Annotated in this window: 25 protein-coding genes and 1 other RNA gene; 9 read left to right on the top strand and 17 right to left on the bottom strand. The window is 61.1% G+C overall.

What is annotated here, in order from left to right; all coding sequences use genetic code 11:
- Position 1 precedes the first annotated feature (1 nt).
- From exbB to rimP, 5 genes are all read right to left on the bottom strand, one after another.
- Complete coding sequence (exbB, locus tag EDF70_RS17075) at positions 2-1,258, bottom strand: tonB-system energizer ExbB (RefSeq protein ID WP_245519219.1); 1,257 nt, start codon at positions 1,256-1,258, stop codon at positions 2-4.
- 321 nt (positions 1,259-1,579) lie between these two features.
- The gene (gene infB / locus EDF70_RS17080; RefSeq protein ID WP_132276049.1) at positions 1,580-4,297 is read right to left on the bottom strand and encodes a translation initiation factor IF-2; all 2,718 of its coding nucleotides are present in this window, start codon (positions 4,295-4,297) and stop codon (positions 1,580-1,582) included.
- A 101-nt stretch (positions 4,298-4,398) separates the two neighbouring features.
- Positions 4,399-5,091, bottom strand: coding sequence for an RNA-binding protein (locus tag EDF70_RS17085; RefSeq protein ID WP_132276051.1), 693 nt, complete (start codon positions 5,089-5,091; stop codon positions 4,399-4,401).
- Positions 5,088-6,707: a transcription termination factor NusA gene (nusA, locus tag EDF70_RS17090; RefSeq protein WP_132276053.1), complete on the bottom strand. Its 1,620-nt coding sequence runs from the start codon at positions 6,705-6,707 to the stop codon at positions 5,088-5,090. Before nusA ends, EDF70_RS17085 begins: the two co-directional genes overlap by 4 nt.
- A 58-nt stretch (positions 6,708-6,765) precedes the next feature.
- A complete protein-coding gene (rimP, locus tag EDF70_RS17095) occupies positions 6,766-7,362 on the bottom strand; it encodes a ribosome maturation factor RimP (protein ID WP_132276055.1) in 597 nt (198 codons plus the stop codon).
- Between the two features lie 264 nt (positions 7,363-7,626).
- On the opposite strand from rimP, the gene EDF70_RS17100 reads away from it, so the two are divergent.
- Positions 7,627-9,258 carry an MFS transporter gene (locus EDF70_RS17100; protein ID WP_132276057.1) on the top strand — a complete coding sequence of 544 codons (1,632 nt, stop codon included), beginning with the start codon at positions 7,627-7,629 and terminating at the stop codon, positions 9,256-9,258.
- A 23-nt stretch (positions 9,259-9,281) separates the two neighbouring features.
- On the opposite strand, the gene EDF70_RS17105 is transcribed toward EDF70_RS17100, so the two are convergent.
- On the bottom strand, positions 9,282-10,523 hold the full coding sequence (locus tag EDF70_RS17105) for a lytic murein transglycosylase (protein WP_132276059.1): 1,242 nt from the start codon (positions 10,521-10,523) through the stop codon (positions 9,282-9,284).
- Positions 10,524-10,533: 10 nt separating this feature from the next.
- A complete protein-coding gene (gene recR / locus EDF70_RS17110; RefSeq protein WP_132276061.1) occupies positions 10,534-11,139 on the bottom strand; it encodes a recombination mediator RecR in 606 nt (201 codons plus the stop codon).
- A gap of 57 nt (positions 11,140-11,196) precedes the next feature.
- Between recR and EDF70_RS17115 the strand changes: the two genes are divergently transcribed.
- Positions 11,197-11,829: an MOSC domain-containing protein gene (locus EDF70_RS17115; RefSeq protein WP_132276063.1), complete on the top strand. Its 633-nt coding sequence runs from the start codon at positions 11,197-11,199 to the stop codon at positions 11,827-11,829.
- 8 nt (positions 11,830-11,837) lie between these two features.
- Here EDF70_RS17115 and EDF70_RS17120 read toward each other — a convergent pair whose 3' ends face one another.
- The 4 genes from EDF70_RS17120 to ffs all read right to left on the bottom strand — a co-directional run bounded on the left by EDF70_RS17120 (position 11,838) and on the right by ffs (position 14,918).
- On the bottom strand, positions 11,838-12,449 hold the full coding sequence (locus EDF70_RS17120; protein ID WP_132276065.1) for a LysE family translocator: 612 nt from the start codon (positions 12,447-12,449) through the stop codon (positions 11,838-11,840).
- Positions 12,450-12,521: 72 nt separating this feature from the next.
- On the bottom strand, positions 12,522-12,845 hold the full coding sequence (locus EDF70_RS17125) for a YbaB/EbfC family nucleoid-associated protein (protein WP_132276067.1): 324 nt from the start codon (positions 12,843-12,845) through the stop codon (positions 12,522-12,524).
- A gap of 12 nt (positions 12,846-12,857) precedes the next feature.
- Positions 12,858-14,744: a DNA polymerase III subunit gamma/tau gene (locus tag EDF70_RS17130; protein WP_132276069.1), complete on the bottom strand. Its 1,887-nt coding sequence runs from the start codon at positions 14,742-14,744 to the stop codon at positions 12,858-12,860.
- 77 nt (positions 14,745-14,821) lie between these two features.
- Positions 14,822-14,918: signal recognition particle sRNA small type (gene ffs / locus EDF70_RS17135), an RNA gene on the bottom strand.
- A 111-nt stretch (positions 14,919-15,029) separates the two neighbouring features.
- Between ffs and EDF70_RS17140 the strand changes: the two genes are divergently transcribed.
- From EDF70_RS17140 to EDF70_RS17155, 4 genes are all read left to right on the top strand, one after another.
- On the top strand, positions 15,030-15,449 hold the full coding sequence (locus EDF70_RS17140; protein WP_132276071.1) for an HIT family protein: 420 nt from the start codon (positions 15,030-15,032) through the stop codon (positions 15,447-15,449).
- Between the two features lie 30 nt (positions 15,450-15,479).
- Positions 15,480-16,433: an NAD(+) diphosphatase gene (nudC, locus tag EDF70_RS17145; protein ID WP_132276073.1), complete on the top strand. Its 954-nt coding sequence runs from the start codon at positions 15,480-15,482 to the stop codon at positions 16,431-16,433.
- A gap of 6 nt (positions 16,434-16,439) precedes the next feature.
- The gene (locus tag EDF70_RS17150; RefSeq protein WP_132276075.1) at positions 16,440-17,135 is read left to right on the top strand and encodes a YafY family protein; all 696 of its coding nucleotides are present in this window, start codon (positions 16,440-16,442) and stop codon (positions 17,133-17,135) included.
- A 70-nt stretch (positions 17,136-17,205) separates the two neighbouring features.
- Complete coding sequence (locus EDF70_RS17155) at positions 17,206-17,580, top strand: VOC family protein (RefSeq protein WP_132276077.1); 375 nt, start codon at positions 17,206-17,208, stop codon at positions 17,578-17,580.
- A 60-nt stretch (positions 17,581-17,640) separates the two neighbouring features.
- On the opposite strand, the gene EDF70_RS17160 is transcribed toward EDF70_RS17155, so the two are convergent.
- Both EDF70_RS17160 and EDF70_RS17165 read right to left on the bottom strand, forming a co-directional pair.
- Complete coding sequence (locus EDF70_RS17160) at positions 17,641-18,492, bottom strand: prephenate dehydratase (RefSeq protein WP_132276079.1); 852 nt, start codon at positions 18,490-18,492, stop codon at positions 17,641-17,643.
- Between the two features lie 11 nt (positions 18,493-18,503).
- A complete protein-coding gene (locus EDF70_RS17165; RefSeq protein ID WP_132276081.1) occupies positions 18,504-19,256 on the bottom strand; it encodes a 3-deoxy-manno-octulosonate cytidylyltransferase in 753 nt (250 codons plus the stop codon).
- A gap of 154 nt (positions 19,257-19,410) precedes the next feature.
- Between EDF70_RS17165 and EDF70_RS17170 the strand changes: the two genes are divergently transcribed.
- Positions 19,411-19,986 carry a cytochrome c family protein gene (locus EDF70_RS17170; protein ID WP_132276083.1) on the top strand — a complete coding sequence of 192 codons (576 nt, stop codon included), beginning with the start codon at positions 19,411-19,413 and terminating at the stop codon, positions 19,984-19,986.
- Between the two features lie 69 nt (positions 19,987-20,055).
- Here EDF70_RS17170 and EDF70_RS17175 read toward each other — a convergent pair whose 3' ends face one another.
- On the bottom strand, positions 20,056-21,000 hold the full coding sequence (locus EDF70_RS17175; protein ID WP_132276085.1) for an AEC family transporter: 945 nt from the start codon (positions 20,998-21,000) through the stop codon (positions 20,056-20,058).
- A gap of 374 nt (positions 21,001-21,374) precedes the next feature.
- On the opposite strand from EDF70_RS17175, the gene EDF70_RS17180 reads away from it, so the two are divergent.
- A complete protein-coding gene (locus EDF70_RS17180; RefSeq protein WP_132276087.1) occupies positions 21,375-22,367 on the top strand; it encodes an adenosine kinase in 993 nt (330 codons plus the stop codon).
- Here EDF70_RS17180 and EDF70_RS17185 read toward each other — a convergent pair.
- Positions 22,360-22,905: an SH3 domain-containing protein gene (locus EDF70_RS17185; protein ID WP_132276089.1), complete on the bottom strand. Its 546-nt coding sequence runs from the start codon at positions 22,903-22,905 to the stop codon at positions 22,360-22,362. The two genes, EDF70_RS17180 and EDF70_RS17185, sit on opposite strands and share 8 nt — an antisense overlap.
- A gap of 151 nt (positions 22,906-23,056) precedes the next feature.
- Between EDF70_RS17185 and EDF70_RS17190 the strand changes: the two genes are divergently transcribed.
- Positions 23,057-24,061, top strand: a complete 1,005-nt coding sequence (locus EDF70_RS17190) for a D-glycerate dehydrogenase (protein ID WP_132276091.1) — start codon at positions 23,057-23,059, stop codon at positions 24,059-24,061.
- On the opposite strand, the gene EDF70_RS17195 is transcribed toward EDF70_RS17190, so the two are convergent.
- A complete protein-coding gene (locus EDF70_RS17195; RefSeq protein WP_132276093.1) occupies positions 24,058-24,531 on the bottom strand; it encodes a GNAT family N-acetyltransferase in 474 nt (157 codons plus the stop codon). The two genes, EDF70_RS17190 and EDF70_RS17195, sit on opposite strands and share 4 nt — an antisense overlap.
- Positions 24,528-25,298 carry a molybdopterin-synthase adenylyltransferase MoeB gene (locus tag EDF70_RS17200; RefSeq protein ID WP_132276095.1) on the bottom strand — a complete coding sequence of 257 codons (771 nt, stop codon included), beginning with the start codon at positions 25,296-25,298 and terminating at the stop codon, positions 24,528-24,530. The genes EDF70_RS17195 and EDF70_RS17200 overlap by 4 nt, the downstream gene beginning before the upstream one ends.
- Between the last annotated feature and the right edge of the window lie 37 nt (positions 25,299-25,335).

The following is a 25,335-nucleotide window of genomic DNA, read 5'->3' on the forward strand; positions in this document are numbered from 1 at the left end:
CTTACTCCCCGGCGACAAGCGAAACCGGCTTGACGCGGCCGCCCGGCGGGATTTTGCGGAAGTCGAGGTCACGGCTGACCAGTCGCTCGACGCCGGCGGCTGCATCGGCCAGAAGCTGGCGGTAGCCGGTGACCGAGCGGGCAAACAGGTTGTAGATCACCACGGCCGGGATGGCGGCGACGAGGCCGATGGCGGTTGCCAGCAGAGCTTCTGCAATGCCGGGTGCGACGACGGCCAGATTGGTCGTGTTGGATTCCGAAATGCCGATGAACGAGTTCATGATGCCCCAGACGGTGCCGAACAGGCCGACAAACGGGCCGACGGAACCGATCGTTGCCAGAATGCCGGTGCCGCGTGCCATGCGGCGGCCGGCAAAGGCTTCGATACGCGACAGCACGGAGGACACGCGTTCTTTCACGCCGTCACCTTCGGCGTGTTCGATGGCGGCTTCGGAAATCTCCATCTCTTCGGCAGCTGCGCGTAGCATGGCGGCTGCCGGGCCACCACGGCCCTCGGTCGCCTTGACGGCCTCAGTCAGCGTGCGCGCCTTGCGGATCGCCTTGATCGTCTTGTTGGCGCGGGCACGGGCGCCCGTCAGTTCCAGCGTCTTGGCAAACCAGACGGTCCAGGTCAGCAGCGACGCGATGGCGAGGCCGATCATGACGCCTTTGACGACCCAGTCGGCCTGCATGAACATGCCCCAGGGGGAAAGATCGTGAGGCAGGTCGGCGCGCGGTGCTTCCTCGTCGGTCGCAGGTGCGATGTCGGTTGCCTGCTCTGTGCCTGGCTGAGCAGGTGCGGCCGTGCCGGATGGCTCCGTGCTCTGCGCCCGCGCGGATTGCTCGGAGGCGGTCGGCGTCACGGGTGCTGCTGGGGCCGGTGAAGCGGCTGGAGCGGCATTGTTTTGCGCTGGTGCTGGCGCCGACTGTGCCGGTGTCGGCTGGCTGGCCGGTGCCGGGGTTGGCTGGGCCTGCTCAGGAGCAGCAGCCTGCGGCAGACGGCCTGTTGGCGCATTCGGTGCTGCCTGCGGCGGGGTGCTCGGCTGAACTGTTTCGGAAGGTGCGGGTGCGGTATTCTGAGTCGGAGCAACTGGAGTCGTCTGCGAAGGCGCGCTGTTCTGCGTCGTCGCTGCAGGCGTTTCCGCCGGCGGTGTCTGCGCATGGACGGATGCCGTCATCAGCGTCGCGGCAATGAGCGCCGTGCAGGATAGAAAGCCACGGCCACGGGTGGTCGAAATGCGATTTTTGGCTATGGACATTCAGAAATTCTCCGGACTCGAAACAGGCTTGCACGATGCATCCGATCGTGTGCCATGCCCGGGAGAATGCTTTTTGCATTCAATCCGCCAGCGAACATGCCTCAGGCGACGCTCGTACCGTTCGGTTACCCGATAGTAAACTTGACTGCGCTTGGCAACAATAAATTGCTGCGACACGGTAAAATACGCGTGCTGGACTCAAGTTTGAGTTTATCGCGTTATGGGTGATCGATGCCGGAAAAAGTGATGGTCTATCGCGCAAAAGAAAAGCCGCCCGTGAAAAAAATCACGGGCGGCTTTTCTGTTTCTAGCCCCGTCGGCTTAGAGCGTACGGGTGATGTGTTCCACGCGGAAGCACTCGATGACGTCGCCAGCGCGAATGTCTTCGTAGTTCTCGAAGGCCATACCGCATTCCTGACCCATCGGCACTTCCGAGACTTCGTCCTTGAAGCGCTTGAGCGTCTTGAGCTTGCCTTCGTGGATGACGACGTTGTCGCGCAGCAGGCGGACACCTGCACCACGCTCCACCTTGCCCTCGACGACACGGCAACCCGCGACCTTGCCGGTCTTGGTTATGTTAAACACTTCCAGGATTTCGGCATTGCCGAGGAAGGTTTCGCGACGTTCCGGCGAAAGCAGACCCGACATCGCCGCCTTCACGTCATCCACCAGATCGTAGATGATGTTGTAGTAGCGAAGCTCGATACCGCCACGTTCGGCGGCCGTACGGGCCTGTGCGTTGGCACGGACGTTGAAGCCGATGATCGCGGCGTTGGACGCTTCGGCAAGCGAAAGGTCCGATTCCGTGATGGCACCTGCGCCCGAGTGAACGATGCGCGCACGCACTTCGTCGGTGCCGAGCTTGTCGAGCGACGCGATGATCGCCTCGACGGAACCCTGCACGTCGCCCTTGATGAGCAGCGGGAATTCCTTGTAGCCGGTGTTCTGCAGCTTGCTCATCATCTGTTCGAGCGAACCGCGCTGACCGGACTGGCGGGCAACCGCCTTGTCGCGAGCAAGACGCTGGCGATATTCGGAAATCTCGCGTGCACGGCTTTCGTTTTCGACGACAGCGAAGCGGTCACCGGCAGCAGGCGTACCCGACAGGCCGAGGATCTCGACCGGCATGGCAGGTCCCGCTTCCTTGACGTGATCGCCCTTGTCGGTGACGAGGGCGCGAACACGGCCCCACTGGTCGCCGGCAACGATGATCTGGCCTGGCTTCAGCGTACCCTTCTGGACGAGGACGGTCGCAACCGCACCACGACCGCGGTCGAGCTGGGCTTCGATGACGATACCTTCAGCGGTACGGACCGGGTCAGCCTTGAGGTCGAGAATTTCGGCCTGCAGCAACACGGCTTCGAGCAGCTTGTCGAGGTTCGTCTTGTTCTTGGCCGAAACTTCGACGTCGAGCACTTCACCGCCGAGCGATTCAACGAAGACTTCGTGCTGCAGAAGCTGCTGACGGACCTTGTCCGGGTTGGCTTCGTGCTTGTCGATCTTGTTGATCGCCACGATGATCGGTACACCGGCAGCCTTGGCATGGCTGATGGATTCGATCGTCTGCGGCATCACGCTGTCATCGGCTGCGACCACGAGGATCGCAATATCCGTTGCCTGTGCACCACGGGCACGCATGGCCGTGAAGGCGGCGTGACCGGGGGTGTCGATGAAGGTGATCTTCTGGCCGTTCTGTTCGACCTGATAGGCACCGATATGCTGGGTAATGCCACCGGCTTCACCAGACACGACGTTGGCCTGACGGATCGCATCAAGCAGCGAGGTCTTGCCGTGGTCGACGTGACCCATGATCGTCACGACCGGAGGACGCGAGATCATTTCGACGGCGTCGTCGGCAACGTCGAAGATACCTTCTTCAACGTCGGATTCCGAAACACGCTTGACGGTGTGACCGAATTCGCTGGCGATGAGTTCTGCAAGGTCGGCGTCGATGACGTCGCCCGGCTTCATCATCTGGCCTTCCTTCATTAGGTACTTGATAACGTCGACGGCGCGTTCGGACATACGCTGCGACAGTTCCTGAATGGTGATGGTTTCCGGCAGGATGACTTCGCGGATAACCTTTTCACGGGTTTCCTGCATCTGGCTGCGGCGGAATTTTTCCTGGCGACGGCGCATGGCGGCCATCGAGCGGCCACGGTTGTTGCCGTCGTCGTCCGTGCTGGCAGCAGTGATCGTCAGCTTGCCCTGGCGGCGACCTTCGTCGGCCTTCGGACGTGCAGGTGCCTTTGCCGGAATGACGACCGGTGCCTTGCCACGGTTCGGAGCGCCACCACGCGGCGGGCCGCGACGGTCGTCTTCTTCCGTAACGTTGCGGCGGCCGGGAACGGCGGCAGCAGTGCCGGGAGCGGCAGGACGCGTCGACTGCGGACGGTTTTCCTGATTGCGATTACCGGCAGGTGCAGCGGCAGCCGGCTGAGCGGCCGGTGCTTCAACGACAGGTTCCGCAACAGGCTCGGGCTTCGGCAATGCGGCGATGCGCGCAGCTTCGGCTTCCGCCTCGATGCGGCGCTGTTCTTCCTCGACCTTGCGGCGGGCTTCGTCTTCTGCGCGCTTCTGGGCTTCAATAACTTCGCGAGCCTGAGCTTCTACCAGCGCGCGACGGCGGGCGTCCATTTCGCTGGCCGAGAGGTCATGCAGCACGGCGCCGCGGGGGCGTTCGGGCTGGCGGACCTGCGTCGGCGCAGGGCGATGGGCCTGCGTCTGCTGGTGGACACGCGTCTGGGTCTGAGCCGGTGCAGGCGTCGGTGCTGCCGGGCGCGGTGCAGGTGTGGCTGTCGCAGCCGGAGCGGCGGCAACGGGTGCGTGCGTTTCAGCGCGCGGAGCCGGCGTTGCGATCGGGGTGATCGGCTTTTCGTCCTGTGGGCGGGTCGGGCGGCGTTTCACCGTTTCGACGACGACCGACTTCGTACGGCCGCGCCCCATGTCCTGGCGCACGGTACCCTGGCTCATCCCTGAAGGCTTCAAGGTGAGGGTCTTTTTCACGCCGGCTGTCTTGTCGTCTTTGTTGTCCGTCATTCCGTTCCTGTTCCTTCGCACAGGACCGGATGAGGAACATCAGACCCTGTGTTTCAATACACGTCGTTCAATGCGGCAGCCGGCTTTTGCCGGTACCCGTGTCATGTCTCTGACCGGCCAGCGCCGCCATTTGCTCCGGAAGGACCGCCATGACGGTACGTTTCGAGCATGGTTGCGCGCTTCACTACACCTTCACCCGCCTGGCCTGCAAGCGCCACGGCATGGATAAAAGCATTCTGGCCCATCAGTTCGTCCATTTCGGCCGAGGTAAACAGCCGGAAAGAAGGAATCTCCTCTTCCAGGCCGTTGCCCAGCCGCCAGGCCTTTCGGGCCTGGTCGATCTTGCGTATGCCGTCCGCGGCGGCGTCCGACGCGTGAAACACGGCCAGAGCCTCGCCCGAACGGACAGCGGCATCCACTTTCGTTGCGCCGGTCACGAACTGGCCTGCCTTGCGGGCCATGTTCATCATGCCTGTCACCTGGGCGGCCAAAAGCGTGTCCACCAGGGCGACGAGTTCCGGCTCCGCACGCACCTCCTTGTTTTTCAGGGCGCGTGCAAAAATCTTGCGAGCCACGGCCTTTTCGACCAGAGCCCGTTCCGCCTTAACCCAGCAGCCGCGACCGGGCAGCTGGCGTTTCAGGTCGGGAACCACCGTCCCGTCAGGGCCGGCCACGAAGCGGATCAGCGTTTCAGGCGATCCGGCTTCGCGTGTCACGATGCAGGTGCGGTCGTTGAAAACCTCGTCCGCAGCCTGATCTTCGTGATCACCGTTGGCAGAAGCCTCGGCAATCATTCCTGTTCAGCGGCTTCCGCCTCCTCCGAGGTTTCGGCTTCTTCGGCCTCTTCAGCGGTCGCAAGGTCAGCCTCGGTGATCCAGCCGGCCAGAAGACGGGCCTGCACGATCATGTTCTCGGCTTCGACGCGGGAAACGTCGAACTTCGAGAACGTGCCCTCGAACTTCTTGGTTTCGTTGTCCTTGCGCTCCGACCAGCCGACCAGATCGTCTGCTGCGCAGCCGGCAAAGTCTTCGACCGTCTTGATGCCTTCTTCGCCGAGCGCCACCAGCATCTGGGCGGTGAGGCCGTCGATCTGCTTCAGCTCGTCCTGAACGCCGAGCGCCACGCGCTTGGCATCGTTTTCGGCTTCGATACGCTCCAGGAATTCCTTGGCGCGCGTCTGGATCTCGTTGGCGGTGTCTTCGTCGAAACCATCGATCGAGGCGATTTCGTCGAGTTCGACGTAAGCCAGTTCCTCGACGGCGGCAAAACCTTCAGAAGCAAGCACCTGGCCGACCATTTCGTCGACGTCCAGCGCTTCCATGAACAGGTTGGTACGCTCGTTGAATTCCTTCTGACGGCGTTCCGACTCTTCGGCCTCCGTCATGATGTCGATATCCCAGCCGGTCAGCTGCGATGCGAGACGGACGTTCTGGCCGCGACGGCCGATGGCCAGCGACAGCTGCTCGTCCGGAACCACGACTTCGATGCGCTCTGCATCCTCGTCGAGAACGACCTTGGCGACTTCAGCCGGCTGCAGGGCGTTGACGATGAAGGAAGCCGGATCCTGGCTCCACGGAATGATGTCGATCTTTTCGCCCTGAAGCTCGCCGACAACGGCCTGAACGCGCGAACCACGCATACCGACGCAGGCGCCGACCGGATCGATCGACGAGTCGTTGGAAATGACGGCGATTTTCGCACGCGAACCGGGGTCACGGGCAACCGACTTGATCTGGATGATGCCGTCGTAGATTTCCGGCACTTCCATGGTGAAGAGCTTCACCATGAACTGCGGATGCGTACGCGACAGGAAAATCTGCGGGCCACGCTGTTCGCGGCGCACGTCGTAAACGTAAGCGCGGACGCGGTCGCCGTAGCGCATGTTTTCGCGCGGGATCATCTCGTCACGACGGATGATGCCTTCGCCACGGCCGAGATCGACGATCACGTTGCCGTATTCGACGCGCTTGACTGTACCGTTGACGATTTCGCCCATGCGGTCCTTGAACTCGTCGAACTGGCGGTCACGCTCGGCTTCGCGCACCTTCTGCACGATGACCTGCTTGGCCGACTGGGCGGCGATGCGGCCAAAGTCCATCGGCGGCAGCGGATCGGCGATGAAGTCGCCGATCTTGGCGTCGACATTGCGGTCGCGGGCGAGCGCCAGCGGGATCTGCGTGCCGTAGTCTTCGGCATGCTCGACCACTTCGAGAAGACGCTGAAGGCGGATTTCGCCGGTCTTCGAATTGATGTCGGCGCGAATATTGGTCTCAGAGCCGTACCGCGAACGTGCGGCCTTCTGGATCGCGTCGGCCATGGCGGCCAGAACGATTTCGCGGTCGATGACCTTTTCGCGCGCAACTGCATCTGCGATCTGCAGAAGTTCAAGCCGGTTCGCACTCACTGCCATAGTCGTTGGTCTCCGTAGGTCGAAATGCTGACTGCCGTTTCAGGCAGGGTTTCGTTTGTTATTCTGCGTCTTGTTCGTCTTCGTCGTCGTTCTGGTTGGCCGCCTGCTTGGCAAGCTTGTCGGCTTTCAGAGCGTCACGGATCAGGTCGTCCGTCAGGATCAGCTTGCCCTCGGCCAAAGCCGAGAACGGAATGGTCACATGCGCTTCTTCGCCGGCAGCCACCTGGTCGCGCTCAAGCACAAAACCGTCTTCACTGGTCTCGCCGATCTTGCCACGGAAACGCTTCTTGCCGTCGACCAGGATCGAGGTCTCCAGCTTGATGAGATGGCCGGTCCAGCGCGCGAAATCGGACTTGCGCACCATGGGGCGATCGATGCCCGGCGACGACACTTCCAGATGATACTCCTTGTCGATGGGATCTTCCACATCGAGAACCGGCGAAATGGCGGTGGACACGGCCTCGCAGCCTTCGACATCCATCGTGCCGTCTTCGCGCTCGGCCATGATCTGCAGTGTCATGCCGTTCTGGTTCATCATGCGGACGCGCACCAGACGGAAACCCATGCCGATTAGCGTGGGTTCGATGATTTCTGCGATCCTGAGGTCAAGGCCAGTCTCGACGATGAGACGCGGCTCCAGTTCGGTTGGCTGCATGTTTTATCCGGCGTTTTATCGCTCAAAAGCGAGGCTTGTCCCGCGACCGGCTAATAAAAAAGAGCGGGTCCTTGCGGGCCCACCCTTCATCAGACGATCAAGAATTTAAAGGCTATATACGCTCCGAGCCGTAGGATTGCAAGGGTTGCGCAATCATGCCTTAGCGTCACCTAAACCATATCGGCATCGACCCGGTTTTCGGCTTGCCCTCGACAGGCATGTCTCTAGGTTAGCGGGTAACAAGAATCATCCAGGAACAGCACAGTGCCCAACCGGGTGTCGCCTCTCGCGCCTTTCAGCCACCAGACATTCCGTACCGTCTGGCTCGCCAGCATCTCCTCCAATCTCGGCGGGTTGATCCAGGCGGTGGGTGCCGCCTGGATGATGACCTCGATCACCAGTTCGCAGGATATGGTGGCGCTGGTGCAGTCATCGACCACCCTGCCGATCATGCTGTTCTCGCTGATTTCGGGCGCGCTGGCCGACAATTACAATCGTCGCGGCATCATGCTGACGGCGCAGATCTTCATGCTCGTCGTCTCGTCGCTTCTGACGCTCTGCGCCTATCTCGACGTCCTGACGCCTTGGTCTCTTCTGACCTTCACCTTCCTGATCGGCTGCGGCGTGGCGCTCAACAACCCGTCCTGGCAGGCCTCGGTCGGCGACATGGTGCCGCGAGACGTGGTGCCGGCAGCCGTCACGCTCAACAGCGTCGGCTTCAATATCACCCGCAGCGTCGGCCCGGCCATCGGCGGTGCCATTGTCGCGGCGGCGGGTGCGGCAGCCGCCTTTGCCGCCAACACGGTCAGCTATCTGGCGCTGATCTACGCGCTGGTGCGCTGGCGCCCGCAATATATCAAGACCAAACTGCCGCGCGAAACCATGCTGCGCGCCATCTCGGCCGGTATCGGTTACGTGGCAATGTCGCCCAACATCCTCAACGTGATGTTGCGCTCCTGCGTTTTCGGCTTCTCCACCACCATCATCCTGGCGCTTCTGCCGATCGTTGCACGTGATCTGGTGGCTGGTGGCCCGCTCACCTATGGCATAATGCTTGGCGCCTTTGGTCTCGGCGCCATCGCCGGCGCCTTTTCTAATGCGTATTTACGCGAAGCATTTACGTCGGAAACCATCGTCCGCATTTCGTTTTGCGGTTTTGCCTTCAGCGGCGTGGTCATCGCCTTCAGCAGCAATGCATGGCTCACCACCGCCGTCATGCTCATTCCCGGCGCCTGCTGGGTCATGGCGCTGTCGCTGTTCAATGTCACCGTGCAGATGTCGACGCCGCGCTGGGTGGTCGGTCGGGCGCTGTCGCTCTATCAGACAGCGGTTTTCGGCGGCATGGCGGCCGGCAGCTGGATCTGGGGTCTGGTGGCCGAAAACCACGGTGCGCCGTTTGCCTTTCTCTGTTCCGCCGCCGTCATGCTTCTGGGCGTGGCAATCGGTCTTCGCATGCGCCTGCCACAGTTTGAAAGCCTCAACCTCGATCCGCTCAATACGTTCAGCGAACCGTCGCTGCGCCTCGACCTGAAGGCGCGAAGCGGCCCGATCGTGTTGTTGATCGACTATACGATCGGCGAGAAGGACGTGCCAGAGTTTCTCGAGCTGATGTCGCAGCGTCGCCGCATCCGCATCCGCGATGGCGCCCGCCAGTGGACACTGATGCGTGATCTGGAAAACCCGGATATCTGGACGGAAACCTATCACACCGCCACCTGGGCCGATTACGTGCGCCACAACCAGCGCCGAACCCAGGCGGATGCCGATGTCTGGAAGCGCATTCGCGAACTGCATGTCGGCGAAGTCGGCCCGCGCGTGCACCGCATGATCGAACGTCAGGCCATCCCGCCGCGCGACGATATCTTTCACAAGGCGTCGATCGATCTGCATCATTGAGATCGAGCAAGCTGAAACTCAGCCTATCGCAACTTGCCCTTCAACGAGGCATCCGGATAACAGGTCTGCGCGATACCGCTCTTGGCCTGCCAGTCGCCCAGTGAACGACGCGTCTTGAAACCTGGCAATCCATCGACATTGCCGACATCATACCCCTTGGCGACCAGCGCCTTCTGCATGGCCAGCACGTCGGAGCGCAGCATCTTACCGACATCGCCCCATTGTGACTGGAAAGGTCCCGCCCCATAGGCGATGCGATCGGCCAGATTGCCGATGAACAGCGCATAGAGGTCGGAATTGTTATATTCCTTGATGACGTAAAAATTCGGCGTCACCAGAAATTCCGGCCCGCCGCGCCCGGCCGGTACCAGCATCATGCCATCGGCCTTCAGGTCGGCCGAGGGAAACGCCTTGCCGGTGATCCGCTCGATGCCGATGCCGGCCCAGGCGGACACCGGCTTGGCCAGATCCGGCCCTTCCTGTGCGCAGGAAACATTTTGCGGAATGCTGACTTCAAAACCCCAGTCGCGGCTGCGCTGCCAGCCTTCCTTTTGCAGGTAATGACCGATCGAGGCGAGCGCATCCGGCACCGAATTCCAGATATCGGCGCGGCCATCGCCGTCGAAATCAACGGCATATTTCAGATAGCTGGTTGGCATGAATTGCGGCTGTCCCAGCGCGCCGGCCCATGATCCCTTCATGGTCGCGGCATCGACATCGCCACGCTGGATCATCTGCAAAGCCGCAATCAATTCTTCGCGGAACATGTCCTTGCGGGTCGACATGAAGGCTTTTGTCGCCAGAACCTGCACGGCGGAATAGGGCATGCGCGCCTTGCCGAAACCGGATTCCCGGCCCCAGATGGCAACGATCACTTCACCCGGAACGCCATAGGCGGCTTCGATCTTCTTCAGCGTCGAACCATAGGTGCTGGCCAGCCCGCGGCCGGTCGTCGCCAGTCCCTGCAGGCGCTTTTCGTTGAAGTAAGCGCCCGGCGAGGAAAACTCTGCCTGGCTCTGGTCCTGTTTCTTCGGAGGCGTGGTGCCCGGCGGCACCAGATCCGGCAGGTCCCAGTTCAGCGAAACTCCGTCGAAGGCAGCCATGATTGTGCGCTCGGAAACGCCGGCCTTTCTGGCGGCAGGAGAAAGATCGCTGGCGATCCATCGCTGGAACTGTTTTTCGACATCCGGCTTGTTCTGGGCAAGGGCGGGCAGGGGGAGGAAGGCGAGAGCGCTGGTCAGTAGTGCGGCCAGTTTCGTTTTCATGGCTTCCTCCTCAGATTGCCGTGCGTGCGCGCAGTGCTGCACTCAGCGTGCCTTCGTCGAGATAATCCAGCTCACCGCCCACCGGCACGCCATGCGCCAGCCGGGTGATGGCAACACCGAGATCGGCCAGCCGATCGGTAATGTAATGCGCCGTCGTCTGTCCCTCGACGGTGGCATTCACCGCAATGATGATTTCCTTGATCCCGCCCTCGCTCACCCGGTCGATCAGACCCTTGATGTTGAGATCATCCGGCCCGACGCCATCGAGCGGCGAAAGCGTGCCGCCGAGAACATGATAGGCGGCGTTCATCACGGCGGCCCGTTCCAGCGCCCAAAGGTCGGACACGTCCTCAACGACAATAATGACGGATTGATCGCGGCGGTCGTCGGTGCACACCGTACAGGGGTCGATCGTATCGACATTGCCGCAGCGCGAGCAGACTTTCACCTTGTCATAGGCCTCGCCCATGGCGGCCCCGAGCGGACCCAGCAACTGGTCCTTCTTCTTGATCAGGTGAAGCGCTGCCCGTCGGGCGGAGCGGGGGCCCAGTCCCGGCACTTTCGCCAGAAGCTGGATGAGTTTTTCGATTTCAGGACCGGTAACGCGTTTTGCCATGCGCAGCTTTTAGCCCATATGTGAGGCAAACGGAATCTCGGAAGGTGGTCTGATCGCATGAAACTTCTCGCCGTCTGCCTCGGTCATGCGGAAAAACTGCCGGGCAAATCCTACAAGACCGGCATCAACAAGCATGCCGTCAATTCATCCGTCATGATCGACCGCGAAGGCCTCGTCGGCGATGCAGTCTGCAACGGCAAATACCACGGCGGCCCGGAACAGGCAGTGCTTCTGGAAGGATCGCTGACGATGGACTGGTGGTCGCATAAGCTTGACCGGCCTCTGCCACCCGGCACGTTCGGCGAAAATCTCGTGATCGAAGGCCTCGATAATCGCGACGTCAGCGCCGGCGATCGTTTCGTGTTCGAAAATGGCCTCGAATTGCAGGCGACCTCGGCGCGTACGCCCTGCGCCACGCTTGCCGCGCGTATGGGAGATCCGTCGATCGTGAAAACCTACAGGCAGGCCATGCGCCCCGGCATCTATTGCCGTGTTCTCAAACCCGGAATGGCCATGGCTGGCGATGGTGTCGAACACATTCGCCACGACGGCGCAAATGTGCCCATCCCGGAAATGCTGGAGAAATTCGGCAAGCGACTGGTCGAAGCCGATGCTGCACGTTTCCTTGACGCCCCCATCCATGCGGATATGCGCGAAGCCATCATCGCCGGCAAACCGGCAAAGTTCTGATGTCGGCCTCAGCGCGTCGCAATCGCCGCCGCAGCCCCGGCCATGGTGCCGGCCGAAATCCGGTTGGCGATCTTTACAGCTCGTGGGCTTTTCAGAAACTGTCGTGCCTTTGCCGCCAGCGCCATCCACGCGACATCGACGGTTGCAAGAACGATGACCATCGCCGCCACCAGTTCCGCCCAACCAACCAGGGTCACGCCGGCAAGGTCGATGATGGAAGGCAGAAGCGCCACGTAAAACATCATGATTTTGGGATTGCCGAGTGTCACCGTCAGGCCGGCCCCAAACATTTTTAGCGCCGAACGGCTTTCCGGCAGGTCTTCACCACCGACGTCGGCAGGGGCGAACCACATTTTCCAGGCCAGATAGAGAAGATAGGCAACGCCGATCCACTTGATCGCCACGAAAACCGGCTGAAAGCTTTCGGCAACGGCGGCAAGACCGGCCACGGCGAGCGACAGCCAGATCGCCTCGCCCACCCACATGGCGGCAATGAATGGCAGAACATTGCGCCATCCCTTGGAAAGCACGCGTGCCACAAGGGCTGCAATGCTCGGGCCGGGAGAGCCTGCGGCTACAAACAGGGCGGCTGCGAAAACCAGAATGGATGTGAATGTCACGGCCGCGCTCCTCCAAGCGTAAGTAAAATCGGGCGCATCCCACATGAGATGCGCCCGATCCTGTCGAAAGAATCAGAACGGGAACTTCATACCCGGCGGGATCGGCAGGCCGGCGGTCAGTTCGCGGGTTTTTTCCGCGGTGGTTGCGTCGGCCTTGTCCTTGGCATCCTTGTGGGCGGCGATCAGCAGGTCCTCGAGGATCTCGACTTCCTCTTCCTTGAACAGGGAAGGATCGATCTTCAGGCCGAGCATCTCGCCCTTGCCGTTCAGGCGCACGGTCACGAGACCGCCACCCGATGTGCCTTCGACTTCGAGAAGGGCGATATCCGCCTGCATCTTCTCCATCTTGGCCTGCATTTCCTTGACCTTGCCCATCATGCCCATGATGTCGCGCATCGGTAATCTTCCTTATTGATCGGTGTCGATGTCGTCGCCGGACAAAATATCGCCCTCGGCGGTTTCGATCACGGCCGGTGGGGCCGCTGTCTCGTCGTCGTCGGATGTGTCGTCAACGCGAATGCGCACGTCGATAACCTTGGCGCCCGGAAACTGGCCGAGAATTGCCATGACATCGGGGTCGGAACGAGCGTCGGTAAGGCGCACTTCACGCGCCGAATTGTCGATTTCGACAAGCGTCGCCGAGCCCTCTTCGCGGCTGAGCGAGACGATCCAGTGAATACCGGTCCATTCCTTCAGCTTCACGCCGAGTTCACCGGGAAGCGAAGCGGGACCGCCTTCGGTCAGGCGCATGTCCAGCCGACCGGGCTCCACCTTCACCAGTCGCACGAAATTGCGCACCAATGCCTTGAGTTTGGCGTCACGGTTTTTCACGCACAGATCGACAATGTCGTTCAGCGAGCTGACGGAAACTTGCGGCGCAGCCTTTTCGGCCGGTTGCTGCTCGATCCGCCCAACCGGCATCTCCTGACGTTCCGGCATCGGCACAGAATGCAGGCGCGCCGTCGCGCCATTGCCGCCAATGCCCTGCGGCATGCCGATTGCGCGCGCGCTGGTCATCGGCGCAGATTGCATAGCCTGCGATCCGCCGCCGCCATTACCGTTCGGCGCACCACGCGGAGCGGCACCTTCGCCACCGCCATTGGCTATATCCAGCATTCGTTTTGCGGCTTCTTCCGGTGAAGGAAGGTGGGCAGCATGCGTCAGGCGGATCAGCACCATTTCGGCAGCGCCGGCAGGCCGCGAGGAATTTTCCGCTTCCGGAATGCCTTTCAGCAGCATCTGCCAGATGCGTGACAGCGTGCTCACCGCTACCGATTGAGCGTAGTCTGCACCACGCGTGCGTTCCACTTCGCTGAGCGATGGATCGTTGGCGGCATCGGGAATATATTTGAAACGGGTGACGAGATGGGTGAAGTCGGCAAGATCCGTCAGCACCACGACCGGGTTTGCTCCGGCCTCGTATTGCGCCGTGAATTCGGAAAGCGCTGCCGTCACGTCGCCGGCCACGACATGGCCAAACAGGTCGACGATACGGGCGCGGTCGGCCAATCCCAGCATGCCGCGCACGGTATCGGCATGCACGCTGCCGCCGCCATGTGCAATCGCCTGGTCCAGTAGCGAAAGGCCGTCACGCGCAGAACCTTCGGCCGCACGCGCGATCATGGCGAGTGCTTCTGGCTCGGCGGTAATGCCTTCCTTCTGCGCGATCGTGCCAAACAGGCCGACCAGATCGGCGGCACTGATACGGCGCAGGTCGAAACGCTGGCAGCGCGACAAAACGGTGATCGGAACTTTTCGGATTTCCGTCGTCGCAAAGATGAATTTCACATGTTCCGGCGGCTCTTCGAGCGTCTTCAAGAGGCCGTTGAAGGCCTGCGTAGACAGCATGTGCACTTCGTCGATGATGTAGACCTTGTAGCGCGCCGACACCGGACGGTAACGCACCTGTTCGATGATCTCGCGGATATCGTCGATACCGGTATGCGAGGCGGCGTCCATCTCGATCACGTCGACATGGCGGCCTTCCATGATCGCCTGGCAATGTTCGCCGGGTTCGCGCAGGTCGATGGTCGGGCGATCCATCTCGGCGGTCTTGTAATTGAGGCCGCGCGCCAGAATGCGGGCGGTCGTGGTCTTGCCCACACCGCGTACGCCGGTCAGCATGTATGCCTGGGCAATACGGCCGGTCTCGAATGCGTTGGTGAGGGTGCGGACCATCGGCTCCTGGCCGACCATCAGGTCCGAAAAATCCTTGGGGCGATATTTGCGCGCCAGAACCCTGTAGCCGCTGCCGGCCGGGGTGTTGCTCGCTGATGTGGACCCGCTATCGCTCATAAATATCCTGCCAGCCTGTACGGGCCATTCCGGCCGCAAGGTTTATGACCGGACCGGACGCTGACCAAGATGAGAGGGTGGGAGGCTGGCACGGCGACCCGTGCCTGGCTCGTTAGGGCTGCTTCCTTCCGGACCTGACCCGGTTGGCGAGTGGCTCGTCCACCACCAACCTCCCACCGCTCATATCGTCAATATCGCTGGTAAATGCAAGCCAAGCCTGTAAAAATCTGTAGACGTCATCGACCGCCCTCAGAAAAAGACTGAAAATACCGGAGGATTTACCCCATGCCATCGTTGCAAAAGGCAGCGTTTGAACTGGACGAGCGGCTGGCCCGCGATACGGTGCTGGCCACGGTCACCGGCCTGTGTCAGTTGCGGATCATGAAGGATGGCCGATGGCCCTGGGTCATGCTGGTGCCGCAACGGCGCGGCATCACCGAAACGTTCGAGCTGACCCCTCTTGATCAGGCCATGCTCACCTTCGAGACCAACATGGTGGCATCGGCGTTGAAGAAAGTCACGGGCGCGAAAAAGATCAATGTCGGCGCGCTTGGAAACATCGTCAGCCAACTCCATGTGCATATCGTCGCGCGTTCCGAAGGCGACCCGAACTGGCCCGGCCCGATCTGGGGTTTTGGTTCGGCTGAACCACGCAACGAGGCCGACATGGAAAAGTTTATCAAGGCGCTGACGAAAGCGCTCTGATCCGACGCACGCAATCACATGAAGGCCGACATGACAAAAACGCTGTTCGATACCGACGCTCCCCATCCCGAACCGGGCAGCCTGACGGCCTTTGCCGGCAACATGCTCGACCGTCAGGCCGAATACCGGGCGGATGATTGCGTGGAAAAGGCTTTTGCCATCGACGGCACGCATATCTTCGCGTTTTCCGGCGCAAAACTCATCCTCAAGCATGATGACCGCGTCCTCGATCCGCTGTTTTCGGCCTATGAACTGTCGGACCTGCAGCCGGATTTCGATAATGCCATCCTGCTTGGCTACAAGGAAAGCGGCGAGCCGCGCATCGCCGTGCCCGTCGGCATCGCGGCGGATGAGCTCGCCGGCCATTTCAAGCCGGCCGATGCCCGCGCGCTGTATCGCGATGCGCTGCTGGAAGGCGAAATTCTCGGTGAGGTGGCGCAGGCCGTCAGCCTTTTGCAATGGAATGGCGCCAACCGTTTTTGCGGAAAATGCGGCGCACCGACGGAAACGAGGCTCGGCGGCTACAAGCGCGTCTGCACGGCCTGCGATCACATGATGTTCCCACGCACCGATCCGGTGGTGATCATGCTGACGGTGGATGTCGAAAAGGATCTCTGCCTGCTCGGCCGCAGTCATCATTTTCAGGAGGGCATGTATTCATGCCTCGCCGGTTTCGTCGAACCCGGCGAAACGATAGAGCACGCCGTGCGGCGGGAAACGTTCGAGGAAGCCGGCATCGAAACCGGTCGCGTGCGTTATCACGCCTCGCAGCCCTGGCCGATGCCGCATTCGCTGATGATCGGCTGTTATGCCGAGGCGACCTCGGAAGAAATCAAGATCGATCCGCAGGAAATGTCGGACGTGCGCTGGTTCACCCGCGCCGAAGTGGCCACCATGCTCGATGCCGGGCAGGACAGCCAGTTTTTCGCCCCGCATCCCGGTGCCATCGCCTACAGGCTGATGCGCGACTGGATCGATTGGTAAACTTCGATGACGGTCGCCCGCTCGGAGCGTCTGCTGACACTTCTGCAGGTGCTGCGGCGCTATCGCCAGCCGGTCAGCGGCAAGATTCTGGCGCAGGAAACCGGCGTCAGCCTGCGCACGCTTTACCGCGATATCGCCAGTCTGCAGGCGCAGGGGGCTTTGATCGAAGGTGAAGCCGGTCTCGGTTATGTGCTGAAACCCGGCTTCATGCTGCCACCGATGATGTTTTCACCCGAAGAGATCGAGGCGCTGGTGCTCGGTTCCCGTTGGGTGGCAAAGATGGCAGACCCACGCCTTGCCGCCGGCGCCGTCGATGCGCTGGAAAAGATCGCCGCCGTCCTGCCGCCGGACCTGAGGCAGGAAATCGACAATTCCACCCTGCTGGTCGCCAATCCGCGCCGTCAGGAGGACAAGTCGGATCTGCTGCTGATCCGCAAGGCGATCCGCGCCGAACATATCCTTGACCTTGCCTATTCGGATGAAAAGGGCACGCCAACACAGCGCCATGTCTGGCCGTTTGCGCTCGGCTTTTTCGATAGCGTGCGGGTGATGATTGCCTGGTGCGAACTGCGCAACGGCTTTCGCCACTTTCGCACCGATCGTATCGCCTCTGCGGTCTCATTGGAAAAACGCTATCCGCGGCGGCGTGCAGCTCTCTTGAAGGAGTGGCGTGAAGCGGAAGGCATTCCTCCTGCAGTCTGATGCCGCTGCTGACAGGATTTGACAGCAGGTGCGCATAAGGTCCGCTCAGTCCCAACCAAGGAGCACTGAGATGAACCACCCCGATTTTGTCATTCTCTACGTCGACAATACCTCTGCCAGCACCGGCTTTTACCGTGATCTGCTCGGCGCTGAACCGGTCGAAAATTCTCCCACCTTCTCGCTGTTCGTGCTGTCCACCGGCATGAAGCTTGGCCTTTGGTCGCGCCACACGGCGCTGCCGCAGGTAACGGGTCAGAGTGGCGGCTCGGAAATCGGTTTCCGCGTCGATACGGTCGCCGACGTCGATCGCATCTATGCCGATTGGACTGCTCGCGGCCTTCGCGTGCTGCAAACCCCGGTCAATGCGGATTTCGGCTACACATTCACCGTTACCGATCCGGACGGCCATCGCCTGCGCGTCTACGCCCGCGCCGTCTCGGAATAAAACGAAAGAAGGCGGCGTTTTGATACGCCGCCTTCCTCAGATCCGGTTATGCCGCCAGCCTTACAGCGTGCCCCGCATGGCATGGCCCTTGTAGACACCCAGAATGCGCACCTTTTCAGAGAAGAACCGCAGTTCTTCCAGCGCGCGGCGCAAAGCCGGATCGTCCGGATGGCCCTGCACGTCGGCATAAAACTGCGTGGCGATGAATTTGCCGCCGATCTGGTAGCTTTCCAGCTTGGTCATGTTGATGCCGTTGGTGGCAAAGCCGCCCAGCGCCTTGTAGAGCGCTGCCGGAATGTTGCGCACGTTGAAGACGAAAGTGGTGACGATCACCTCGGCCGGGTCCTCGCGGGTAGCCCATGCCTCGTCGCGCGACAGAATGACGAAGCGCGTCACATTGTTTTCCGAATCCTCGACATTTTCGGCAAGAATTTCCAGCCCATAGAGGTCGGCGGCCAGACGCGGCGCAAGGGCCGCCATCGAACGGTCACCCATTTCCGACACCAGCTTGGCGGCACCGGCTGTGTCCCCGGCAACGACGGCCTTCCAGCCATTGCTGCGAATGATTTTTCGGCATTGGCCAAGCGCATGGATATGGCTGTGCACGGTGCGGATCTCGTCGCGTTGCACGCCCGGCATCACCATCAGCTGGAACCGGATCGGCATGAAATATTCGCCGATGATGTTGAGGCGCGATTCCGGCAGGAGGTGGTGGATGTCGGCCACGCGGCCGGCCAGCGTGTTTTCGATCGGGATCATCGCCAGATCGGCCTCGCCGTTTTCCAGTGCGTTGAACGCGTCCTCGAAGGTCGGGCAGGGCAGCGGTTCCATGTTCGGAAACATGTCGCGGCAGGCCATGTCGGAATTGGCGCCGTAATCGCCCTGGAAGGAAATGCGGTTGGTCACGGTCATTGTCATGTCCTTCACTTGGTACGGCCGGCGAGGATCGCCCGCGCCTTGTCGAGATCCGCGGGTGTGTCGACGCCCAGCGGCACCGAATGCACGATTTCCACGTCGATACGCATGCCGGCTTCCAGCGCCCGCAGCTGTTCCAGTTTTTCGCGTTGCTCCAGCGCGGATGGCTTCATCGAAACGAAACGCGCAAGCGCAGCGCGGCGATAGGTATAAAGCCCAATATGGTGATAGAGCGGGCCGTCGCCATAAGGCGCGGTCGTGCGGGTAAAATAGAGCGCCTTCAGGCGTGTGTCGGAGATCGGCGAGCCGACCACCTTCACCACATGCGGGCTGGCCTTCTCATGCTCGTCGGTGATCTCGACCGTCAGCGTGGCGATATCCACGTCCGGGTTTTCCATCGGCTTCAGCGAAGCCTGCACCACTTCCGGCTCGATGGTCGGCAGGTCGCCCTGCACGTTGATGATGAATTCGGCCTTGGCATCCGGGTCCACAAGCTGCACGGCCTCGAAAATGCGGTCCGAACCGGACTGGTGATCGGCGCGGGTCATGACCACTTCGAAACCGGCTTGCTTCACCACGTCGAACACGCGCTGGTCGTCGACGGCAACGATGACGCGGCCGACATTGGCTTCCGTCGCGCGTTTCGCCACCTGGATGATCATCGGTAAGCCATTGATATCGGCGAGCGGTTTGTCCGGAAGACGGGTCGACGCCATGCGCGCCGGGATCAGAACCAACGTCTTGTCGGAAGCCAAAGTCATGGTGGTAAGCCCTTCAAATCTGGTGCGAATAGTGGCAAAACGTCTCAGTTGCGAGTGCTATATTCGGATTGCACGCGTGCTGCAAAAGACATAGCTTTTCAGCGATTTCAAGATAGGCTGCTCGTATTGGGCGGTGAGGAGGAGGGTATTTGTCGTGAACCCCTATGTGAATATGGGCGTGGGAGCCCTGTTGGCCTCGGTCTTCGTTCTGATGTCGGTTTCGATCGCGTCGGAAGGACTGTTCCATTCGCCAGCGCCGGAAAAACCCGGCTTCGAGATCGTCGCGGAAGAAGCAGCAGCCGGAGGCGGCGGGGAGGCCGCAGCAGCGGCAGCCGTGCCGATCGCACAGCTTCTCGCCAGTGCCGATGCCAAGGCCGGTGAAACCGTCTTCAAGAAGTGTCAAAGCTGTCATGACGCGACCAAGGGAGGGCCCAACAAGGTTGGTCCCAATCTCTTCGGTCTCGTCAATCGCCCGATCGCCACGCATGAGGGCTTCAGCTACTCGGCTGCCATGAAGGATTATTCCAAGGGTGGCGAAGAAAAGTGGACCTACGATCACCTCAGCCACTTCCTTACCGCGCCGAAGGCCTACATCGCCGGAACCGCCATGGGCTTTGCCGGCATCAAGAAGGATGAGGAGCGCGCCAACCTGATCGCCTATCTGCGCACGCTGGCCGATACGCCCGAGCCTCTGCCGGATCCGGCGGCACCGCCGCCGGCCACCAACTGATCATTTCGCTGAATATATATATAAAGCCCGGTTCGAAGCCGGGCTTTTTTCATGGTCTTTTGCGCGGGCTCAGCCGAGCAGCCACATCCAGAAGCTGACGGTCAGCACACCGAACAGTGTGGTGATGCTGATGGTGGAAGCCGCCATGCCCTGTCCCGCGCGAAAACGCATGGCGATCAGCCAGGCATTGATGCCGGTCGGCACGGAGGAGGTGATCACGATCGCCATCGTCCAGGCCGGAGAAAGTTCCAGCAGATGCGCCACCGCATACACGCAGGCCGGCATCAGCATCAGCTTCAGGCACGCGGTCACGGTGGCAAGGCCCAGATTGCCGCGGATCGGGTATTGCGTCAGCGTCATGCCGAGCGAGATGAGCGCCAGCGGTGCGGTGGTGGAGGCGATCTGGTCGACAAGGTTCTTGGCCAGAGACGGCAATGTCAGGCCGAGGCCGTTCATGATCAGGCCTGCAAACAGCGCGATGACAAGCGGATTGCGGATGAGGTTGGAGCCCACCTGTTTCAGCACGGCCATTATGCTCCGGCGCCCGCCGCCATCCACCTTGGCGGTCGCACTTTCCATCAATACCGTGCCCACCACCATCATCAGCGGCAGGTGGATGGCAATCAGGATGGAGAGCGCCACGATCCCGTCATTGCCGACGGACAGGCCGACCAGCGGCAGGCCGATGAAAACATTGTTGGCGAAGGCGGACGACATGCCGGCGATCACGCCGATCTTGGCATCGCGACCGAACAGATAACGGGCCGCCAGATGCCCCACCGTCCAGGTAATGGCGACACCGGTAAAATAGGCGATCCAGAGGCGGAAGGGCGAGGCTCCATGAAAATCCGCTTCGGCCAGCGTGCGAAAGATCAGGAGCGGCAATGGCAGCTTGAAGACGAATTCGCCTAGCGCATCGCCCACCTTGGCGCCGACGAATTTGGTTCTCGCGAGTGTCCAGCCCAGAAGAATGAGGAGGAAGACCGGGGCGACATTCAGGAAGACAGCTGACACGGAGAAATGCTTTCGGGAGACGGGCGTATGATTGCGTCTAGCGCATATCGTCCATCACGACAAATGTATTGCCATCTATTTGGCGGGAAAGCGCAAATACGGAAAACAAAAAAGCGGGGGAAGCCCCCGCTTTCCGTCCCGATCCTGCCGGGTGTCCGGTTTAACTTCCGCCAGTACATCCGTGGTCGGGTGCAAAACCGGTAACGGCGGCTTTTCAGCCCTTGATGGCCATGCGTCGTGGCCTCCGTTGAAAACAAACGTATCCCTCTTTCATGACAGGCATATGACCTGCGTCAATCCTCCGGTTTTCTGCTTTCTTTCGGGTCAGAAATGGCTATGACGGGGGAACCCAGTCACGGAGAAAGCATCGGCATATGAGCAGGTTCGACGTCCTCACCATCGGTAACGCCATCGTGGATATCATCGCGCGCTGCGATGACCAGTTTCTCACCGACAACGGCATCACCAAGGCGGCCATGAATCTGATCGACGCCGAGCGCGCCGAACTTCTCTATTCGCTGATGGGCCCGGCCCACGAAGCATCCGGCGGCAGCGCCGGCAATACGGCGGCGGGCATTGCCAATCTCGGCGGCAAGGCTGCCTATTTCGGCAAGGTCGCGGCCGACCAGCTCGGCGAAATCTTTCAGCACGATATCCGTGCTCAGGGCGTCCATTACGAAACCAAGCCGGATGGCACATTTCCGCCAACCGCCCGCTCGATGATTTTCGTCACGCCCGACGGCGAGCGCTCGATGAACACCTATCTCGGTGCCTGCGTCGATCTTGGCCCGGAACATGTCGAGGAAGACGTGGTGAAGGATTCGAAGGTCACCTATTTCGAAGGTTATCTGTGGGATCCGCCGCGCGCGAAAGAAGCCATTCTCGAATGCAGCCGCATCGCCCATGAGGCCGGCCGCGAAGTGTCCATGACGCTGTCCGACCCGTTCTGCGTCGGCCGTTATCGTGATGAATTCCTGGACCTGATGCGTTCCGGCAAGGTCGACATCGTGTTCGCCAACAAGCAGGAAGCCCTGTCGCTCTACGAAACCGACGATTTCGAATTGGCGCTCGACAAGATCAGCGCCGATTGCAAGCTGGCAGCCGTCACCATGTCGGAAGAAGGTGCGGTCATCGTGCGCGGCGACGAGCGGATCAAGATCCCGGCTCTGCCGATCCGCGAACTGGTCGATACCACAGGCGCCGGCGATCTTTTCGCTGCCGGCTTCCTTGCCGCTTATACCAAGGATCGTTCACTGGAAGATTGCGGCAAGCTCGGTTGCCTTGCTGCCGGCATCGTCATCCAGCAGGTCGGTCCGCGGCCGCTGGAATCGATGCAGCCGCAGGCCTCGGCTGCAGGCCTTATTTAAAGGCTTCTCCGGGGTAGGCGCCCCAGATTTCGCCCTGGTTGACCCAACCCTCTGCCTCGCCGGCTTCGGCGTGGCACCAGTCGCCATTACATTCGCCGATGGTCAGAACCGCACCCGGCTCGACCTTGGCGATGATGGCGCTCGAGCCTTCCGCCCTGCTGCGCATGTTGACGAAAACGTCGTCGCCCTTGCCGCGCATCCACGGGGCGGCCACGGCAGTGCGGGTGCCGGAAAGCAGTGCCTGGTTGACCCAGCCTTCGGTGCCGTCGGCATCGCGCACGCGGCGCCAGTTTTCATATTCCTGAATGATTTCCATCGGCGTGCCGGCCTTCATATACATCCATGAAACGGCATAATCGGTGCTCGGGCCGATGCGGATATTCACTTTTCTCGATTTCAGGCTGGCGAAGCGGGGAAGCGGCAGGCCGCTGGCGCCCTTGCCCGCCCCTTGCGCAAGAACAGGTCCCACGAATACCGGTGCGGCAGCTGTGAGACAAAGCGTGATGGCAAGGATGGAATTGCGAATGACGCGACGCATATGTTTTTTAGTCCTAGATAGTTCGGAAGCCGCGTGTGTTTCGCGATCTCGCAAGCGCATGACGAGTTTCGTTTGTCTTCGCCGAAGGGTCTGGTAGAAAACGCTTAACCCAGACAGGATCGCAAAACTTGGTTAAGGACCTCTGAACAGCATGACCGCCAAGAAGAAGCCCCGGGTCTATCTGACGCGCAAACTGCCGGACGCCGTGGAAACCCGCATGCGCGAGCTTTTCGACGCCGAACTCAATATCGACGACACGCCGCGCACGCGCGAACAACTGGCCGCCGCCATGGCGGAGGTCGATGTTCTGGTGCCCACCGTCACCGATCGTATCGATGCCGAGCTGATCGAAAAGGCAGGGCCGCAGCTAAAACTGATCGCCGGTTTTTCCAACGGTACCGACCATATCGATGTCGATGCCGCCGCGAAAAAGGGCGTCACCGTCACCAACACGCCGAACGTGCTGACCGAAGACACGGCCGACATGACGATGGCGCTGATCTTTGCCGTCATGCGCCGGCTGGTGGAAGGCTCGCAGGTGCTGATGGACAAGCCCGGCCACTGGGAAGGCTGGTCACCCACCTGGATGCTCGGCCGCCGTATCGGCGGAAAGCGCATCGGTATCATCGGCATGGGTCGTATCGGCACCGCCGTTGCCCGCCGCGCCAAGGCGTTTGGGCTTTCCGTGCATTACCACAATCGCGGGCCGATCAACCCGGCAACCGAAGCCGAACTCGAAGCCACCCACTGGGACAGCCTCGACCAGATGCTGGCGCGCGTCGATATCGTCTCGGTCAACTGCCCGTCGACACCGGCTACTTTCCATCTCCTCTCGGCCCGGCGCCTAGCGCTGATGCAGCCGTCGGCGATCATCGTCAACACCGCGCGCGGCGACGTCATCGACGAGGCCGCACTGATCCAGCTGCTGCGTGACGGAAAAATTGCCGGCGCCGGGCTGGACGTCTTTCAGAACGAGCCGGCCATCAATCCAAAGCTGCTGAAACTCGCCAAGGAAGGCAAGGCGGTGCTGTTCCCGCATATGGGCTCGGCAACGCTGGAAGGCCGCGTCGATATGGGCGACAAGGTGATCATCAACATCCGCGCCTATTTCGACGGGCATCGCCCGCCGAACCGGGTTCTTCCGGGGCGCGATTAGGCAAGCTGCTTCTGCATCTCGATGGATGTCGTGCGGTCAAAACCCGCATGGCGATTTTCCGCTGTCTTTTCAAAACCCCAGCGGCCGAACGTGGCATGGTTGCCGACAAGCTCGATACGGGTTTCCAGCCTGAGCGCCGGCAGTTTTCTGTCCCGCGCCACGTCCTCTGCCTTGGCCAGAAGCTTTCGGCCCAGCCCCTTGCCTTGAAAGGCGGGGGCAATCGCCAGCTTGCCAACATACAGAAACTCGGCCTCCGGCTTGCAGAACACGCAGCCCACCAATTTTCCATCGTCTATCGCCACGAATGCAATCTCGTCTTTCGCCTTGTAGGCCAAAACCGCCAGTGTCAGCCGGTTGGCGGAGGAGGGCGGGTCAATCATGCCGTCCATATAGGCGAAAGAAGACAGGATCAGCGCCAGCAGTTCGTCCCAGCGCTGAAAATCGGCGCTGATAGGCACAATCTCGGTCATTCGGCGGCGTCTTTCGTCTTGCGGCGTTTGTATCTGATCGTGTCGAACCGTGCCGACAGCGCGTCGTAAAGCATCAGGCGACCGATGAGCGGCTCACCGGTGCCGGTGATCACCTTGATCGCCTCCATGGCCATCAGCGTGCCGATCACGCCGGTCAGCGCCCCGATCACGCCGGTCTCGGCACAGGCGGGCACCAGACCTTCCGGCGGCTTTTGCGGAAACAGGTCGCGGTAGGTTGGAAACAACACGCCATCCGGCCCGGTCTCATAGGGCTTCAGCACCGTCACCGAACCGTCGAAGCGGCCAACGGCACCGGTCACCAGCGGAATACGCGCCGCTTCCGCCGCATCGGCCGCCATGTATCGGGTGTCAAAATTGTCGGAACCGTCGATCAGCAGATCAAAACCTTTGAGGTGATCGGCCGCCCAGACACTGGAAAAACGCTCTTCGAAGGTGATGACGCGCACATGCGGGTTCAACCGCGCAAGCGTTTTGCGCGCGCTCGCGGTCTTTTCCTCGCCCACCGTGCCGGTGTCGTGGATCACCTGCCGTTGCAGGTTGGAGAGCGACACATGGTCATCATCGGCAAAAGCCAGTGTGCCGATGCCGGCAGCGGCCAGATACAGCAGAACCGGCGCGCCCAGCCCCCCTGCGCCGATCACCATCACGCGGGCATTCTTCAGCATCTGCTGCCCCGTACCGCCGATTTCCGGCAGCAGAATATGGCGGCGATAGCGTTCGATCTCTTCGGTTGTCAGGGCGTCCATGGATCTATCCTAACACCGACACACCATTTGAATAGCG

This window comes from Neorhizobium sp. JUb45 (assembly GCF_004343585.1).
In the GTDB taxonomy this organism is placed as follows: domain Bacteria; phylum Pseudomonadota; class Alphaproteobacteria; order Rhizobiales; family Rhizobiaceae; genus Neorhizobium.

What these genes read in the sequence shown, in the direction of transcription:
- nusA (WP_132276053.1), bottom strand. Translation starts at nt 6,707, where the DNA reads ATGGCAGTGAGTGCGAACCGGCTTGAACTTCTGCAGATCGCAGATGCA.
- exbB (WP_245519219.1), bottom strand. Translation starts at nt 1,258, where the DNA reads ATGTCCATAGCCAAAAATCGCATTTCGACCACCCGTGGCCGTGGCTTT.
- EDF70_RS17115 (WP_132276063.1), top strand. Translation starts at nt 11,197, where the DNA reads ATGAAACTTCTCGCCGTCTGCCTCGGTCATGCGGAAAAACTGCCGGGC.
- EDF70_RS17165 (WP_132276081.1), bottom strand. Translation starts at nt 19,256, where the DNA reads ATGACTTTGGCTTCCGACAAGACGTTGGTTCTGATCCCGGCGCGCATG.
- EDF70_RS17140 (WP_132276071.1), top strand. Translation starts at nt 15,030, where the DNA reads ATGCCATCGTTGCAAAAGGCAGCGTTTGAACTGGACGAGCGGCTGGCC.
- EDF70_RS17105 (WP_132276059.1), bottom strand. Translation starts at nt 10,523, where the DNA reads ATGAAAACGAAACTGGCCGCACTACTGACCAGCGCTCTCGCCTTCCTC.
- EDF70_RS17200 (WP_132276095.1), bottom strand. Translation starts at nt 25,298, where the DNA reads ATGGACGCCCTGACAACCGAAGAGATCGAACGCTATCGCCGCCATATT.
- EDF70_RS17125 (WP_132276067.1), bottom strand. Translation starts at nt 12,845, where the DNA reads ATGCGCGACATCATGGGCATGATGGGCAAGGTCAAGGAAATGCAGGCC.
- EDF70_RS17160 (WP_132276079.1), bottom strand. Translation starts at nt 18,492, where the DNA reads ATGACCGTGACCAACCGCATTTCCTTCCAGGGCGATTACGGCGCCAAT.
- EDF70_RS17155 (WP_132276077.1), top strand. Translation starts at nt 17,206, where the DNA reads ATGAACCACCCCGATTTTGTCATTCTCTACGTCGACAATACCTCTGCC.
- EDF70_RS17150 (WP_132276075.1), top strand. Translation starts at nt 16,440, where the DNA reads ATGACGGTCGCCCGCTCGGAGCGTCTGCTGACACTTCTGCAGGTGCTG.
- recR (WP_132276061.1), bottom strand. Translation starts at nt 11,139, where the DNA reads ATGGCAAAACGCGTTACCGGTCCTGAAATCGAAAAACTCATCCAGCTT.
- EDF70_RS17190 (WP_132276091.1), top strand. Translation starts at nt 23,057, where the DNA reads ATGACCGCCAAGAAGAAGCCCCGGGTCTATCTGACGCGCAAACTGCCG.
- infB (WP_132276049.1), bottom strand. Translation starts at nt 4,297, where the DNA reads ATGACGGACAACAAAGACGACAAGACAGCCGGCGTGAAAAAGACCCTC.
- EDF70_RS17180 (WP_132276087.1), top strand. Translation starts at nt 21,375, where the DNA reads ATGAGCAGGTTCGACGTCCTCACCATCGGTAACGCCATCGTGGATATC.
- EDF70_RS17130 (WP_132276069.1), bottom strand. Translation starts at nt 14,744, where the DNA reads ATGAGCGATAGCGGGTCCACATCAGCGAGCAACACCCCGGCCGGCAGC.
- rimP (WP_132276055.1), bottom strand. Translation starts at nt 7,362, where the DNA reads ATGCAGCCAACCGAACTGGAGCCGCGTCTCATCGTCGAGACTGGCCTT.
- nudC (WP_132276073.1), top strand. Translation starts at nt 15,480, where the DNA reads ATGACAAAAACGCTGTTCGATACCGACGCTCCCCATCCCGAACCGGGC.
- EDF70_RS17195 (WP_132276093.1), bottom strand. Translation starts at nt 24,531, where the DNA reads ATGACCGAGATTGTGCCTATCAGCGCCGATTTTCAGCGCTGGGACGAA.
- EDF70_RS17085 (WP_132276051.1), bottom strand. Translation starts at nt 5,091, where the DNA reads ATGATTGCCGAGGCTTCTGCCAACGGTGATCACGAAGATCAGGCTGCG.
- EDF70_RS17185 (WP_132276089.1), bottom strand. Translation starts at nt 22,905, where the DNA reads ATGCGTCGCGTCATTCGCAATTCCATCCTTGCCATCACGCTTTGTCTC.